A 13,868-nucleotide genomic window follows, 5' to 3' on the forward strand; every position below is an offset into this window, starting at 1 on the left:
GCTCCAACCCGCCTAAAACCTCGACCCGCATCGCCTGATGACCTTAAAGCTAGACTTAAGGTCACACGCTTCGCGAAATATACCGCATCAGACAAGACGGCGCTCGTCGGATGCGTACGCGGAACCGTAGAGCGCGTCATAAGCAGCCTCGTTCAAGCTCCGCGTCGGCGCATCGATGACAACGCAGCCGCGCGCAAGACCGATGACGCGATCGGTGAAGGTTCGCGCATAGCCGACCTGATGCAGGCTGCAAATCACGGCAACGCCTTCGTCGCGGGCGATGTCCTTGAGAAGTTGCATGACCCCGGCAGCCGAACTGGGGTCGAGACTTGCAACCGGCTCGTCGGCGACGATCAACCGTGGCTCCTGGGCAAGCGCGCGCGCGATCGCGACCCGCTGCTGCTGTCCGCCCGAAAGCGTGTCGGCGCGCTGGAGTGCGTGATCGAGCATGCCGACACGCTCCAGGCATTCGAACGCCTTGAGCTTGTCCGCGCGTTCGAAACGGCGGAATACACCCCGCCAGGTCGGTAAATGGCCGAGCCGCCCGGCAAGTACGTTGTCGAGAGCCGTGAGCCGCCGCACCAGATTGAATTGCTGGAAGACGACCGCGATTTGCCGTAGATCGCGGGGCGTCAGCCGCTCGATCTCGGTGCCGCCGAAGCGAATGCGCCCCGTGTCCGATTTGGCCGAACCGGTGATACAGCGAAACAGCGTGGTTTTACCGGCGCCGCTCGGCCCCAGAACCGCAACGAACTCATGCTCCATCAACGTGAAGCTTACATTCTCTACCGCCGATCGCGCACCGAAGCTCTTCGAGAAGCTCTCGACGGAAAGTACCGGCGGCTTGCCGACAATGTCCGGTTGCGGGCAAAAGGCGAGCCCATCGGCAGATATCCTGTTCACGGGGTCACCCATTGGTCATACGAGCCTCTTGCGCAGCCACCCCGACAGCCAGTCCAGCGCCGTCACGACAATGAGGATGACCGCTATGATTGTGAAGAGCCGGGAGAAGTCGAGAAGGTCCATGCTGTTCTTCAGCTCCTGACCGATGCCGCCGGCGCCGACAACGCCCAACACCGTGGAGGCGCGGACATTGAACTCCAGCCAGAACAGCGAGGTTGAGAGCAGAAGCGGCAGAATATCCGGCAGGAGCCCATATGTGAGTGCAGTAAGCCGTCCCGCACCGGTTGCGCGGATCGCATCGTGAGGACCGAGGTCGGTGCTTTCGATCTGATCGGCGAAGAACTTGGCGGCCGTGCCGGCCGTATGAAGCATTATGCCGAGCACACCTGCGAACGGCCCGAGCCCGACCGCCGCCACGAACAACAGCGCAAACACAAAGGAATCGATCCCGCGCAGCGCATTCAGAAACCATCTCGTCGGGAAATACAGCCACGGTAAAGGCGTGATATTGCGGCTCGCAAGGATTGCAAACGGCAGTCCGATCAGTGTGGCCAGCGTTGTGCCGATCGCTGCCATCGCGACCGTCTCCGCCGTTCGCCAAAGGAACAGCGGGAGCTCGTCGAACCTCGGCGGCCAGGCCCGCGACAGCCAGTCCCAAAGTTTAGGGAGACCCATGCCGAGCTTGCCGAGGTCGAGTTGTGCGAGATCGGCGGCCACGAGATAGAACGCAACAATGGCCGCAACGAGCAGCCAGCCTTTGACTCGCGCAACGCTGAATGTGCGTTGCGCGGCTTCGAGCTTCGCCAGCGCTTCTGCAGCGGTTTTCATCCCGCCGTAACGAGTGATCGCACCGTCGAGGAGACGTCCCGCTCCCGTAGCGTTCATCTCACACCTTTGCCTTGATCTTGCCGACGGAGATACCGGCATTTTCGATCGACCTGTAGGAGGCATGGGTCGCCGCGACGAAGCCGGTGTACCGGTTCGGCAGCAGCAACTTTGCCTGTTCGACCGTGATCGCGGTCAGGATGGCCTGCACTTTGCTCGACATCTCGGCGGAAGCGTTGGCGGGTACCGCGATGGCATCGTTGGGCAGCGGGTCTGATGTCCAGATGATCTTGTTTGAGTCCTCCTTGACCCGGCCGGACGCGATCATTGCATTGCGGTTGCGGTCGAAGTCGGTAGCCATGTCCACTTGGCCAGACGAGACGGCGATCTCGTTGGCCGCGTGTGTGGCCCCGTCACTGTACTTCCAGAAGGCCTTGGGATCGATTTTCCAGACTTCCTTTGCGTAGAAGGTCGGGATCAACCAGCCGGAAGTGGAGCCGACGTCGGCAAAGGAAATCGACTTGTCCCTCGTATCGTCGGGGAATTTCGTCACCTTGAGATCGGGCCGCGCAATGATGATGGCCTGATAAGTCGGCTTTTCATCATATTTGGCGGTGGCGACCGCCCGACAACCGGTCGCATTGTTGGCAATGATGTAGCCCCACGGCCCCATCCACGCCAGATCGAGCTGACCGCCGCCCATGGCAACTGCCATCCCGGCCCAATCGGTGGTCGCCGCCAGCTCGAAATCTGCACCGAGTTCTTTTGCAATGTGGGCAAATACCGGTCCGAACGCCTTTTTCGTGTCCTCGGGGTTGGGCAGAAGCGGCCCAACCGCGAACCGAAGCTTCTTGGTCTGCGCGATGGCTGGCCGAAAAACTGAAGTGGCCGCAGCCGCTGCCGCAGTGGTCGCCAGGAACTTGCGTCTGTTAATGCTCATAACGTCTCCACACATTGCTAGATCGAATAAGGACTAACTTAAGGGTCTGTAGATTGATGCCTTCGCTCGCGAACTCGACGTACAGCGCTCCGCCGGCGACCAGCACCGCACGGACCGAGTTTCTTTCATCCAAGCCCCGTTTCCAGAAACGGGGCGGACACACCCAGATCGCTCCACTTGCTTCCGCAAAATTCGCCGTAAGCCCGACCTGCGGCGCAAATCCGGCTTCGCAACTGACGGCGACATCGGCCCTGACCCGCACGTCGCAAGAATCAAACGCGCGCGGTTGTACCCAAGGATTGCGCGCTCAATTCACCTCGGCGGGACGATCGTAGAGCAAGCGCCGCGCCCGCTTCTGGTTGTCGAACAGGCTGAACCGTTCTTGCGCTTCGGGCGGCATCGGAAAGGGCACGGGGCACGGCAGTGCGACCATCCTCGGGTTGCGGGTCGATTGTCCGCAAACCATGTCCGCTTCATACTGGTCCCAGTTCCTCACGCCCAACAGCGGCCACGCGTCAGCCGCAGCATATCCAATCAAAAGCAACCGGCGGGGCTGGGCGGACATGTTTGGTCCGGAGGCGTGCATTGTACGGACATGGTGGAACGACACGGTCCCTGCCGGACCAACGCACTCTTCGGCGCCGGTGGCGTTCACAGGATCGGCATCCAGATCGACCGCGCTGCAGAAGTACCCGGTATCAGGGTTGTGGTGATCGTAGATCTTGCCTTGGTGCGAGCCAGGCAGGCACAGCAGAGGCCCATTAACACTGGTGATATCGTCCAGGAACACGCCCACCGTCAGGAACGCGTCGTTGGTGTGCGGATAAAAGCACCAATCCTGGTGCCACTCGACGGGCGAACCGATCCGGCCCGGCTTCAGGTTGATCTTGGAGTTGTGTACTCGTACGTCTGGGCCGATCAGCTTCTGGAGACTATCGATAAGGGCGGGATGTCGCACGAACTCCCTGAAGAAGTCGAAGTGCCTGTGCGGCATCTCGATTCGACGAACGGCGGGTTGTTCCGGAGTGTGGGATGGCTCGAGCTCGAAGGTCGGCGTCGGACTTGTTAGCGCTGAGGCTTCGACAATCAACTCGTCAGTGACACGCCGCAACTCGCCGATCTCCTGTTCGGCAAAGAGCCCCTCGGCGACGGTAAAACCTTTGGTGTGATATTCGGCGACGTGACGATCCGTCAACATGCTCCGCTCCTTCCTGGTGACGGGCGGCGCGATCAGCGACGCCGCCCCGTTCGAAATCCCCTCCAGCGCTCACTTGTCCACTCAAGCTAGCTGGCAACCCGCGTTGTTCTGATAGCTCTCTGCGGTGACAGGGGCGTGTATAGTATGTGTCGGTGGTGCGACATTCGCTCCATTGCGCAAAAATACTGCCTGGATCGACTGTTCGATTAGACAAGTGGCTTAGACCAGTTGTATGGCTGTGTTGATTGTCATGAATGCAGAAAGACTCCTGCAGCAGACACGAAACCCGCTGCAGTTTCGCGACATAAGCATTACAAATTATCTTCTCCGCGCAGTGGTCTACGTTAGCGCAACCGAGCCGCATTATTCCCGACAGCAACCATCTTCGATGCGATGTCATCATGAGCGAACAGCAGCAAGCCCGGCGACGGTCGGACCACGAAGAGCGCGGGGTCTATCTTCACATTGCACGGCAGCTTCAGGGACGTATCCGCGCCGCCTATAAATCGGGTGACCGGCTGCCGTCGGAGCGCGCGTTGGCGCACGAGTTCAATGTGCACCGGAATACGATCCGGCGCGCGATCGAAGCGCTGAACAAGGCGGGCATAATTTCAACGACCTGGGGCGCCCGGAGTGTCGTGACGAAGAAGCGGCTCAACCATCGTATCACCTTCAATACGAGTTTCACCGCGTCGGCACTGGCGGCAGGCGTTACCCCCAGAACGGAATTGATTTCGGCCGCGGATCTCCCGTCCCGCACCTCGCTCCAGATCTGTCGCCGCGTCCTGCAAAGGGACCCGACCGGCGAGGTCACCACCGTTCGGTATATGGACGACGAGCCCGTTTGCTGGATCCGGCAATTGCTGTTTGGGTTTAATGCGCAGTGGCTCATGGAGGGCTTTACTGGAGCTTCCGTCCACGAATGGATGTGCGAGAAGATCGGCGTCAGTCCTCAACGTATCGAGACCATCGTCGGAGCCGATCGCGCAACGAGCATCGATTGCAAAATGCTGCGGGTGCCCCGCGGGGCCTCGATCTTGTATTCCCACAGCGTCAACAATGATCCGCGAACCCAGGAATTGATGGAATTGTCGATCACTCGCTTCAGGAGTGAAGCCGCGGAATTGAGAATGACGCTGTAGAAGCCCGGTGGAGCAAGAATGCCGGACTGCGAAAGCCACACACGACGAACGCGCCACAATAGCCCTTAGGACTTCTTGAGCCTCCTTCCGTCTTCTCAACCAGCTCAATCACCATCTGCGTACTATCGCATTCGAACCGTTGATTTACGGCGCATTCGCGCTCGGGCTGAAATCTCGGTTTGCTGGAGAGGCCGATCCTGACCTCTGGAATGTGCTGAGAGGAACTCGCCACTCACGACACCGGCCAGCGAATTGCGATGGCGGGCCAAGCATCGACCTGATGTACAGGTGTGAAGAGATCATTTTGAAGCAATTTGACGCCTTCTGATCGGACGATTTTGGTTCGTCTTGGTTCAGTTTGCGTCGGAGAACCTGCGGCGACGTTTGCATGATCGAACATTACCCCGGCACGCAGTCGTTCGGCTGACATCCCATCGTCATGCATCAACGACGAACTCCTGAAACAGTTCGATCTGTCCCCTTCTGTGTTGCCGGATCCGCCTCGAACGCCTGCTTCCCCTTTGCGCCCCATAGCTCGCGCGCCTGTGCGCCTTGATCGCTTTTGAGCTTGTCTGCCATCCAAAGCAGCGCGCCAAGGATGGTAGCGCGATCATCGCCGGTCAGGTCGATGAGTCCAGCTTTCACGACGAGCCCGCCGAGTTCGATCAGATGCCGCGTGCGCTTGCGGCGCTCGACTTGCCATGTGCGCATATCATGCCGAGCCCTTGCTGCCTGGCGACGGTTGCGCGCCGCCCAGTTTCGCCGGAGCGCCGCCAGTGTTGCGCTCAGCTGCCGGTGCAGTTCGCCGCGCCCGGCCCTGAAAGAACGCGGCCCCACGTTTTGCCCATGCCTCCTTTCTTGCAGTGTCCTTCGTCTCTGCCAGCATGATCAGTGCGCCTGCCAGTTCGTCGGCGCCGAGGCTATCTGCTCCGGTGGCGATGACCACTTCGCCGAGCTGCTGCACCTTGCGGCTCTTGAGGTCGCGTGCCTTGTCCTGAAGTGCTTTCAGTTCCCCATCGAAATCCCGTGGCTTGCGCATCACGTTCTCCAGCAATGTTGATGGAGTGATGATAGTCGAGCGCCCGGTGTAATGCTGTAAGGTTACCGGGACGGCTTGAGACGGTGTAATCCCGCCCGAGAATTTTTCGAAGGAGGGCGCGCTTATACGTCGTTCCGACGTGCGCTTCTCCGTGTAGATGATTCGGTCGCGATGGCGATCTATCATCTTCACGTCAAGGTCATTGGCCGCAAGTCTGGCTCCAGCGCGGTGGCGTCGGCCGCCTACCGCTCGGGCTCGCGGCTGCGCGACGAGCGGCTTGACCGCAGCCACGATTTTTCCGGCAAGCGCGGCGTCGCTCATTCCGAGGTGATGCTGCCTGAACATGCGCCGGAAGCGTGGAGCGACCGTGAACGGCTCTGGAACGATGTCGAGGCGTTCGAGGTTCGCAAGGACGCCCAGCTTGCCCGTGAGGTCGAATTCGCCATCCCGCGCGAGATGACGCAAGCTCAAGGCATCGAACTGGCCCGCGACTTCGCGCAGGCGGAGTTTGTAAGTTTGGGCATGATTGCCGATCTCAATGTGCATTGGGACATCGGCGAAGACGGTCTGGCCAAACCCCATGCCCACGTCATGCTGACCATGCGCGCGATGGACGAGAATGGCTTTGGTCCCAAGGTCCGGGACTGGAACCGCACGGAGATGATCGAGCGTTGGCGCGAACGCTGGGCGGGGCTTGCCAATGAGCGGCTGGCGGAACTCGACATCGACGCGCGGATCGACCATCGCAGCTTCGAGGCGCAGGGGATCGCGCTGGAGCCGCAAAGCCAGATCGGCGCACCCGCGCAACGGATCGAGCGCGAAGGAAACGAGGCCGACCGCGCCGAGATGCACCGCGAGATCGCGCGCGGCAATGGCGCGCGGATCATCGCCGATCCTTCCCTCGGGCTGGACGCGATCACGCGACAGCAATCGACCTTCACGCAGCGAGACATAGCGAAGTTCGCCCACCGTCACAGCGACGGTCTCGACCAGTTCAATGAGGTCATGGGCGCGATGCGTAGCGCTCCAGATCTTGTCGAACTCGGCAATGACGCTCGCGGCGAGGATCGGTTCACCACCCGCGAGATGATCGAGGCTGAACAGCGCCTGCACCGCGCCGCCGAACTCATGGCGGAACGGGAGCGCCATGAGTTGCGTGACACGGATCGCGAAGCGGCTTTGGCGCGTGCGGAAGCGCGCGGCCTTGTCCTTTCGAGCGAGCAAGCTGATGCGCTGTCGCATGTCACGGATGGGCGCGATTTGGGCGTCGTGGTCGGCCATGCCGGAACGGGAAAGAGCGCGATGCTGGGCGTGGCGCGGGAGGCATGGGAAGCAGCGGGCTACGAGGTCCGGGGCGTAACACTGTCTGGCATTGCGGCGGAAAACCTCGAAGGCGGATCGGGAATCTCGTCACGCACCATTGCGAGCATGGAACATGGCTGGGGACAGGGCCGCGACCTGCTCACGATCCGCGACGTGCTTGTCATCGACGAGGCGGGCATGGTCGGCACACGGCAGTTGGAACGCGTACTGTCCCATGCTGCCGACGCCGGCGCCAAGGTCGTGCTGGTCGGCGATCCGCAACAGCTGCAAGCAATAGAAGCGGGAGCGGCCTTCCGCTCGATCCATGAACGCCATGGCGGTGCCGAGATCGGCGAGGTGCGCCGTCAGCGCCAGGACTGGCAGCAGGACGCCACCCGTGATCTCGCCAACGGCAAAACCGGCCATGCGCTGGAGGCCTATCGCTCTCACGGCATGGTGCATGAGGCCCAAACACGCGAGCAGGCGCGCGACGATCTGATCGACCGCTGGGACCGCGACCGGCAGGCATCGCCGGACCGTGCCTGCATCATCCTCACCCATACCAATGACGAGGTGCGCGCGCTCAACGAGGCTGCGCGGACGCGGATGCGTGCCGCCGGTGATCTCGGCAATGAGGTGCGTTTGACCGTCGAGCGCGGCGACCGCGGCTTCGCCAGCGGGGATCGCGTCATGTTCCTGCAAAACGAACGTGGCCTCGGCGTGAAGAACGGCACCCTCGGCACCATCGAACAGGTGAGCGCGCAGTCCATCACCGTTCAGACCGACGATGGCCGATCCGTGCACTTTGATCTCAAAGATTTCAACCGCATCGACCATGGCTATGCGGCGACCATCCACAAGGCGCAGGGCATGACGGTGGACCGCATCCATGTGCTGGCGACACCGGGCATGGATGCCCATAGCAGCTATGTCGCCCTGTCACGACACCGCGACGGCGTGGAGCTGCATTATGGCCGCGACGATTTTGCCAATCGGGACCGGCTCACCCGCACCCTGTCGCGCGACCGGTCGAAGGACATGGCTTTGGATTACGAGCAGCGCGATCCGGTCCAGAGCTATGCCGAGCGGCGCGGCATCACCTTCGGCGAGCGCGTTGCCGAAATTGTCAAGAAGATCGTGCCGGAGAAAGTGCGCAACATGTTCGACGGCCTGCGGCCGTCTCCCCACGCCGTCCCTGGCCCGGACGGCACGCGGAGGCTGGAACTGGAAGCGTCGGAAAAGAAGTCGGTGGAAGACCTGGAAGCGGCGCTGCGCAAGGCCCGCACCAAGGCGCTGCTCCGCCATGCCCAAGCCGTGGATGCGATCTTCGATATCCATGAGCGGGGCGGCAAGGCCAGCCCGACACAGGTGAAGGAATTGCAGGAGGCCCGCAAGGTCTTCGAGGGGGTGCGGCCCTATGGCTCGCACGACGCCGAAGCCGCCTACAAGAAGAATCCGGAACTCGCCCGCGAGGCGGCTGGCGGCCAGGTCAACCGCGCCATCCGCGCGCTCCAGCTCGAAACCGAGCTGCGGACCGATCCGAGCCGCCGCGCCGACCGTTTCGTGGAACGCTGGCAGAAGCTCGACCACACCAGCCAGCGTCAATATCAGGCTGGCGACATGTCCGGCTACAACGCGACGCGCTCGACGATGGGCGACATGGCCAAAAGCCTCGAACGCGATCCGCAAATGGAATCCATCCTCGCCAACCGCAAGAAAGACCTCGGCATCGCGTTCGAATCAGGCCGCCGGCTCGGCCAGGAGTTGGCCTTTACCCACGGCATCGACCTTGGCCGCGGCCGAGGCATCGGAATTTGACCCATCCTATTTTCCGCCGTCTCTCCGCCACGCTCCAACGAGTCGAAAAACCCCTCTTGCGCGTCTTCGAACGCCAGCCTGTCTGGTCTCAGCAGCCGTCAGAAACAGCCAGCAGGAGGCCGCGCGGCCATGCGCGAACCGGACCGTATCATCCGTCTGAAAACTGTCCTTTCCCGGACCGGGCTGTCCCGGTCCACCATCTACCGCAAGATCGCCGAAGGCACGTTCCCGGCTCAGCTCAAAATCAGCACCAACGGGACCGGCTGGCATGAATCCGACATCAACCGCTGGATCGCAGATCCTGTCGGATGGCGTCCGACAGGCGAGTTCGATGAAGTCCGCTGAGGTCAGTGGTTGCCTGCCTTCGGCCAGACCATCCGGCGGCATGTCCTTTTGCTGCTGACAGCAGTGAACCGGACCGGCCTGAGGCCGTAAAGGCTGGCGCTGTCGCCCCCCGCTTCGCGGCTTCGGCCTTGACGGCCTGACGCCGCCCCGGTTTGGGCTCTCCAAGCAGACAAGGCGGATAGCGCTCCCAATCCGGACTGCTATGCCCTGCACCAACCATGTGCTTGGCAACGGCTGCGACGACGCCTGCGCCGTGGACCGCAAGGCGCTGGAAAGCCGCGTGCTGACCGGGCTGCGCGAGCGCATGATGACGCCGGAGATCGACGCCGAGGTCATGCGCGCCTATTCGCAGGAAACCAATCGACTCAACCGCCAGCGCCGAAGCTCATTGGAATCCACCCGCCACGAGCTTGCCGAAGCCAGGAAAGGCCATCGCGGAGATCGCGCTCGTCATCGAGCAACGCGGTTGGCACCGCGCCCTGTCCGACCGGCTGACCGAGCTTGTGGCCAAACAGACAGCCTCACCGCCCGCTGAGCGGACGCCATAGCGTGGCACAGCGCAGACTTGGGCTGTTCACCTACGCCAAGACGCGTGACACAATGCGTACCATGGCTCATCCTCGCAGATCCCATGACCACGTTTCGACGAACAAGGCAGTGTCGAGTGTGGACAACGATAAGAGTACCGGAGTTGATCCGATCGACCCCTCGGCCCTCGGTTTTACGAAAGTAGCGTACGCGGTCGACGAGACACTTGAGTTGCTCAGTATCGGCCGCACTGCGCTGTACGCAGCGGTCAAACGAGGTGATCTCAAACGCGTCAAGTTCGGCAAAAAGACGTTGTTTTACGCTGCCGACCTTGCCGCGTTTATGGCGCGGCTTCGGCACCTGAGCGAATCGGATGAGAGCCAGGGCGATCACGGGCCTCGCTAGATATTAGCGCCTAAATGCAAGATTGACCTGCAGCCCGCCGTGGCACCGACAATCAAGCTGCTCGTGCCGGACCAACTTCAAAAAGTACTTTCCCGACTGATAGCGATCGAGCTACCTTCGTAGTTCGATCGGACGCGATGGACGACCAGAGCGCCGCTGGCGACTGCACGTAGGGCCGGCGGACCGATCTTCTTCCCCTTGGCAACTTTGTTGGTATCTTTGTTGGTACCCGTTGAATCAACATTTTGATAAGACCAAGAAACCCCTCAAGAAAAGCAGCTTCATATGGCGGCTGCCGGGCCCACCAACCATATCAAGAGGTTGAGAGCGCATTGAGAGGTGTCTCCGGTCCCGGCGCAACTTCGGATAACCAGGCTAACGCGCGGCGGGCCGCGTCTTACCACCAGCCTCGTTGCATCGGAACGTAGAACTGGCCGCCGCCCCGGCGCGGTGGCGGATTCGGATTGCGCTGAAAAAACGCGTCGAAGCCGCCGTCGTCCTGCCGGCCGCTGCCCCAGCCGTTGTCGTCCGCCATCAGAACCTCGCTTGGCTTGCGCGTGATGAAGCCGCCTTGAGGCTGGTCGCTCAGCACGACGACAAATTCGGTTCGATAGTTGGTTTCTTCGCTCAGCGGCTCGTCTGAAATGACGATCGAGGATCGCGGCAATGCGGTCGGCGCAACGCGGTCCAAAATTTCCTTCGGGATGGTGATGCGGTCGAGTGCGCTTTTTGCGCCATCGCCGTTGTCGATGGAGACGGCCGTCCAGCGCAGACCTGCGTCGTTGCGCGCCACTGCCGTGAGCACGTGCGTGCCGAGCGGTTTGCCGGGATCGCGGATTGCGATTGGAACTTCGATGCTCGCATCAAACACTTCGCCGCCGCCGTCCGGCGCCGGCTTGTGCGTATTACGCCGGACATAAAGAGTCCGCGTCGCGCGGCTGATGTAGATCGAGACCGGCTCGGCAGCGAGCTTTGCATCGAGAGCCGCTTTTGCTGTGTCGGCTTTCTTTGTCTGAGCCGTCTTGGCGGCTTCCTTCGCGGCGCTGGCTGCATCGAGCTTCGATGAGGCGTTCGCGTTGTCGGCGTCGAACCGGGCCGCCAGTTCCGCTGCCTTGGCAGCAGCCTTCTGTTGGCGGTCCTCGGCCTTCGCCCTGGCTTGATCGGTCTTGGCGGTGGCCAGGGCTTTATCGGCGAACACAAGCTCGGCGTCGGCCCGCGCCTTGAGCCGTTCGAGCTTGCGCAGAGACGTTGCGAGCAGAGCGGATTCTCGGGCGGCTGTGGCGGCAGTCTTCTTTGCCTCCTCGGCCGCCATGGCGGCGTCCGCGGCCTCGCGTGAAAGCGTCTGGGACTTTGCCGGAGCAGCTGCGATGACCTCCGCGTTCGGCACGAATAGCGATAGCGACGGATGAGAAAAGTCGGCTGGGGCAGCATCGTCCGGCGAAATGATCACCCGCATTCCGATTCGGGTCATGTCGAACAGCTTCTCAGCAAAACCGAAAGGCATCCGCACGCAGCCGTGCGAGGCCGCATAGCCGGGCAGCGGTCCGCCGTGCAATGCGAGGCCGTTCCAGGTGATGCGCTGCATGTTCGGCATCGAGGCATCGTCGTACATATTCGAGCGGTGGTCTTTGTTTTTCTGGACGATGGCGAAGACGCCAGCGGGCGTTTCGCGCTCCTTGACGCCCGTCGACACCGGCGCGCGCAGGATCCAGCCCTCGGCGTCATAGATCGTAACCTGCTGGCTCTTGATCGACACGATTGCCATGATCGGCTCGCCTGCCTCGCGCGGCGCTGCCGTCTCGGCAGGTTGCGCGCGGCGTGCCGGTTTCGCTGCGGCGTCGGCGGTCGGGGTCAGCAGTGCGGCTATTGCTGCAAACATCACCACGGCGGATGGTCCCCAACGACGCATCGCCATAGTGGATTTCGCCGACGTCAATCGATCCACCATTCCATTCCCCGTTGCAGCGCGTGTCTGCTGCCGTGACCAACCTCACATATCCGACTCGTGAGAAACAAGCATGCTCGCCGTTGAAGTTGGCGCAAAAACGGACGGCGAGCGCTCGCAGGCCTGCCATCCGACGCCGTTGCTTACAGGCAACACTTCCGGGAAAAGGGTGGGAGCCGCCCGGTTAGGCCATTGCGTGGCCATGACCTTGCTCGAACAATCAAGGGCGTCCGCATGTTTGGCTGTGCACTCCGGTTCCGATGAGGCTGGAATGATGAACCTGCAGCGACCTTCAATGCAAACCCCTATGTTGCGATCCGCCGTTTTTGCGACCGGGATTGTCGGCCTGCTGGCGACGGGGTCAGAAGCACCCCAAACAGCCGTCGCCGCTCCGCGCGACGATATCAGTTCTCACTTCACGGAATACCAGCCCGCCGGTAGATCACAGCCACGCTCAGTGCTCAATGACGATCTTGCGCAAACCGATGCCGCGATGGGCGAACTTGCAGACGCAGTTGCCGAAGCACTCATCGCTTTGGACAGGCAGATCCTGGTTGCCAAAGCTGCCTCGATCAATTCGCCGGATGTGCCGCTAACGCAACCAGCGCCTGTGCAACTCGCGAGCGTGGATCCGTTGGACGTCCAAATCGGCAGGCCAAACAAGGCTGTGAACTCCACCGAAATTGTCGATGAGTGCCTGGTGATGGAAATATGCGTCGATCGATATCTGTGGGCTCTCTATGAGAGGACGTTCAAGGAAGACACCATTAAGGTGCCTGAACGGAGGAGTGTTACCGTCAAGCGCAGAGGCAAGATGGTGACCGTGACCAGAACGTTCACCAAGCTGGTCGATCAGGATTTCGGATGGAAGGACCCGAAGGCGGCGGAACGAGTCCGCATGTCCATGCAGGACTATGTGATCGGCGGCATGGACCGGAGCTTCAAGCTGAAATTGTTTCATATGCTTCACGCGGCGGAGGCCGCGGGTCTTTCGCCCGGCATCACCAGCGGATTCCGTGACGACTACCGTCAGTCGATCGCAAGCGGCCTTAAGGCGGCGAGCAACAGGTCGTATCATGGCGGCAGCTTGCGCGGCGGTTATGGGCATGGGCTCGCGGCTGATGTGGTGAGTGTCGACGGCGGGACGCGCAATCAGCGATGGACTTCTTCCGACAAACTCTGGAAGTGGGTTGATGCGAACGGGAGGGGGTTTGGCATCGGGCGCCCGTATCTCGGCAGGGACCCGCCGCATGTCGCGCCGGTCGATGGCCAGGAATTTGCAAGACACAGCCGTGGCACCAAACAGGCGGCATCGGAGGTGAAGACGGCAAAGAAGGCGGAGGTAAAGAAGGGCGACGTGAAAAGGGCCGACGTGAAGAAGGTGAAGCGCGTTGCCACGCGCGACCACTCACGCCCCGCGAAACGCCCGAGAACTGTAGTCGCTTCAAAGCTGAATCGAGCTGATTAGCTTGGGTCCG

At 61.5% G+C, this 13,868-nt stretch carries 14 protein-coding genes; 6 read left to right on the forward strand and 8 right to left on the reverse strand.

Annotated elements, in window-relative coordinates; translation table 11 throughout:
* Positions 1–87 precede the first annotated feature (87 nt).
* The 4 genes from phnC to ACP7AL_RS06655 form a co-directional block, all read right to left on the reverse strand.
* Positions 88–903, reverse strand: coding sequence for a phosphonate ABC transporter ATP-binding protein (gene phnC, locus ACP7AL_RS06640; protein ID WP_230646637.1), 816 nt, complete (start codon positions 901–903; stop codon positions 88–90).
* 15 nt (positions 904–918) lie between these two features.
* On the reverse strand, positions 919–1,788 hold the full coding sequence (gene phnE, locus ACP7AL_RS06645; RefSeq protein WP_012046222.1) for a phosphonate ABC transporter, permease protein PhnE: 870 nt from the start codon (positions 1,786–1,788) through the stop codon (positions 919–921).
* 1 nt (position 1,789) lies between these two features.
* Positions 1,790–2,668 (reverse strand): phosphate/phosphite/phosphonate ABC transporter substrate-binding protein, encoded by an 879-nt coding sequence (locus ACP7AL_RS06650; RefSeq protein ID WP_012046223.1) that lies wholly within the window; start codon positions 2,666–2,668, stop codon positions 1,790–1,792.
* A 307-nt stretch (positions 2,669–2,975) separates the two neighbouring features.
* Complete coding sequence (locus ACP7AL_RS06655; RefSeq protein ID WP_012046225.1) at positions 2,976–3,866, reverse strand: phytanoyl-CoA dioxygenase family protein; 891 nt, start codon at positions 3,864–3,866, stop codon at positions 2,976–2,978.
* Between the two features lie 401 nt (positions 3,867–4,267).
* On the opposite strand from ACP7AL_RS06655, the gene ACP7AL_RS06660 reads away from it, so the two are divergent.
* On the forward strand, positions 4,268–5,008 hold the full coding sequence (locus ACP7AL_RS06660) for a GntR family transcriptional regulator (protein WP_012046226.1): 741 nt from the start codon (positions 4,268–4,270) through the stop codon (positions 5,006–5,008).
* Positions 5,009–5,240: 232 nt separating this feature from the next.
* On the opposite strand, the gene ACP7AL_RS06665 is transcribed toward ACP7AL_RS06660, so the two are convergent.
* Genes ACP7AL_RS06665 through ACP7AL_RS06675 form a run of 3 tightly spaced genes read right to left on the reverse strand, consistent with a single transcriptional unit; the run spans position 5,241 to position 6,047 of the window.
* Positions 5,241–5,456 carry a hypothetical protein gene (locus ACP7AL_RS06665; RefSeq protein ID WP_148221526.1) on the reverse strand — a complete coding sequence of 72 codons (216 nt, stop codon included), beginning with the start codon at positions 5,454–5,456 and terminating at the stop codon, positions 5,241–5,243.
* Positions 5,453–5,719, reverse strand: coding sequence for a conjugal transfer protein TraD (locus tag ACP7AL_RS06670; RefSeq protein ID WP_041750971.1), 267 nt, complete (start codon positions 5,717–5,719; stop codon positions 5,453–5,455). Before ACP7AL_RS06670 ends, ACP7AL_RS06665 begins: the two co-directional genes overlap by 4 nt.
* Before the next feature lies 1 nt (position 5,720).
* Positions 5,721–6,047 (reverse strand): conjugal transfer protein TraD, encoded by a 327-nt coding sequence (locus ACP7AL_RS06675; RefSeq protein WP_063996990.1) that lies wholly within the window; start codon positions 6,045–6,047, stop codon positions 5,721–5,723.
* Between the two features lie 171 nt (positions 6,048–6,218).
* Between ACP7AL_RS06675 and traA the strand changes: the two genes are divergently transcribed.
* The 4 genes from traA to ACP7AL_RS06695 all read left to right on the forward strand — a co-directional run bounded on the left by traA (position 6,219) and on the right by ACP7AL_RS06695 (position 10,445).
* The gene (traA, locus tag ACP7AL_RS06680; RefSeq protein WP_012046228.1) at positions 6,219–9,167 is read left to right on the forward strand and encodes a Ti-type conjugative transfer relaxase TraA; all 2,949 of its coding nucleotides are present in this window, start codon (positions 6,219–6,221) and stop codon (positions 9,165–9,167) included.
* 129 nt (positions 9,168–9,296) lie between these two features.
* Positions 9,297–9,512: a helix-turn-helix transcriptional regulator gene (locus ACP7AL_RS06685; protein ID WP_012046229.1), complete on the forward strand. Its 216-nt coding sequence runs from the start codon at positions 9,297–9,299 to the stop codon at positions 9,510–9,512.
* Between the two features lie 202 nt (positions 9,513–9,714).
* Entirely contained in the window at positions 9,715–10,047 is a 333-nt protein-coding gene (locus ACP7AL_RS06690) for a hypothetical protein (protein ID WP_041750972.1), read from the forward strand.
* 131 nt (positions 10,048–10,178) lie between these two features.
* Complete coding sequence (locus tag ACP7AL_RS06695) at positions 10,179–10,445, forward strand: helix-turn-helix domain-containing protein (RefSeq protein WP_041750973.1); 267 nt, start codon at positions 10,179–10,181, stop codon at positions 10,443–10,445.
* Positions 10,446–10,842: 397 nt separating this feature from the next.
* Here the strand turns inward: ACP7AL_RS06695 and ACP7AL_RS06700 are convergent, their stop codons facing one another.
* The gene (locus tag ACP7AL_RS06700) at positions 10,843–12,393 is read right to left on the reverse strand and encodes a L,D-transpeptidase (RefSeq protein ID WP_425990057.1); all 1,551 of its coding nucleotides are present in this window, start codon (positions 12,391–12,393) and stop codon (positions 10,843–10,845) included.
* A gap of 268 nt (positions 12,394–12,661) precedes the next feature.
* Between ACP7AL_RS06700 and ACP7AL_RS06705 the strand changes: the two genes are divergently transcribed.
* A complete protein-coding gene (locus ACP7AL_RS06705; protein WP_425991630.1) occupies positions 12,662–13,858 on the forward strand; it encodes a peptidase M15 in 1,197 nt (398 codons plus the stop codon).
* Positions 13,859–13,868: the final 10 nt, after the last annotated feature.

It is taken from the genome of Afipia sp. DC4300-2b1 (assembly GCF_049895725.1).
GTDB classification, from domain to species: Bacteria; Pseudomonadota; Alphaproteobacteria; order Rhizobiales; family Xanthobacteraceae; genus Afipia; species Afipia broomeae.

Bases quoted from the DNA above. Each gene is read 5' to 3' on its own strand.
- phnE (WP_012046222.1), bottom strand. From the start codon at position 1,788: ATGAACGCTACGGGAGCGGGACGTCTCCTCGACGGTGCGATCACTCGT.
- ACP7AL_RS06650 (WP_012046223.1), bottom strand. From the start codon at position 2,668: ATGAGCATTAACAGACGCAAGTTCCTGGCGACCACTGCGGCAGCGGCT.
- ACP7AL_RS06655 (WP_012046225.1), bottom strand. From the start codon at position 3,866: ATGTTGACGGATCGTCACGTCGCCGAATATCACACCAAAGGTTTTACC.
- ACP7AL_RS06660 (WP_012046226.1), top strand. From the start codon at position 4,268: ATGAGCGAACAGCAGCAAGCCCGGCGACGGTCGGACCACGAAGAGCGC.
- ACP7AL_RS06670 (WP_041750971.1), bottom strand. From the start codon at position 5,719: ATGCGCACATGGCAAGTCGAGCGCCGCAAGCGCACGCGGCATCTGATC.
- ACP7AL_RS06675 (WP_063996990.1), bottom strand. From the start codon at position 6,047: ATGCGCAAGCCACGGGATTTCGATGGGGAACTGAAAGCACTTCAGGAC.
- traA (WP_012046228.1), top strand. From the start codon at position 6,219: ATGGCGATCTATCATCTTCACGTCAAGGTCATTGGCCGCAAGTCTGGC.
- ACP7AL_RS06685 (WP_012046229.1), top strand. From the start codon at position 9,297: ATGCGCGAACCGGACCGTATCATCCGTCTGAAAACTGTCCTTTCCCGG.
- ACP7AL_RS06690 (WP_041750972.1), top strand. From the start codon at position 9,715: ATGCCCTGCACCAACCATGTGCTTGGCAACGGCTGCGACGACGCCTGC.
- ACP7AL_RS06700 (WP_425990057.1), bottom strand. From the start codon at position 12,393: ATGGTGGATCGATTGACGTCGGCGAAATCCACTATGGCGATGCGTCGT.
- ACP7AL_RS06705 (WP_425991630.1), top strand. From the start codon at position 12,662: ATGATGAACCTGCAGCGACCTTCAATGCAAACCCCTATGTTGCGATCC.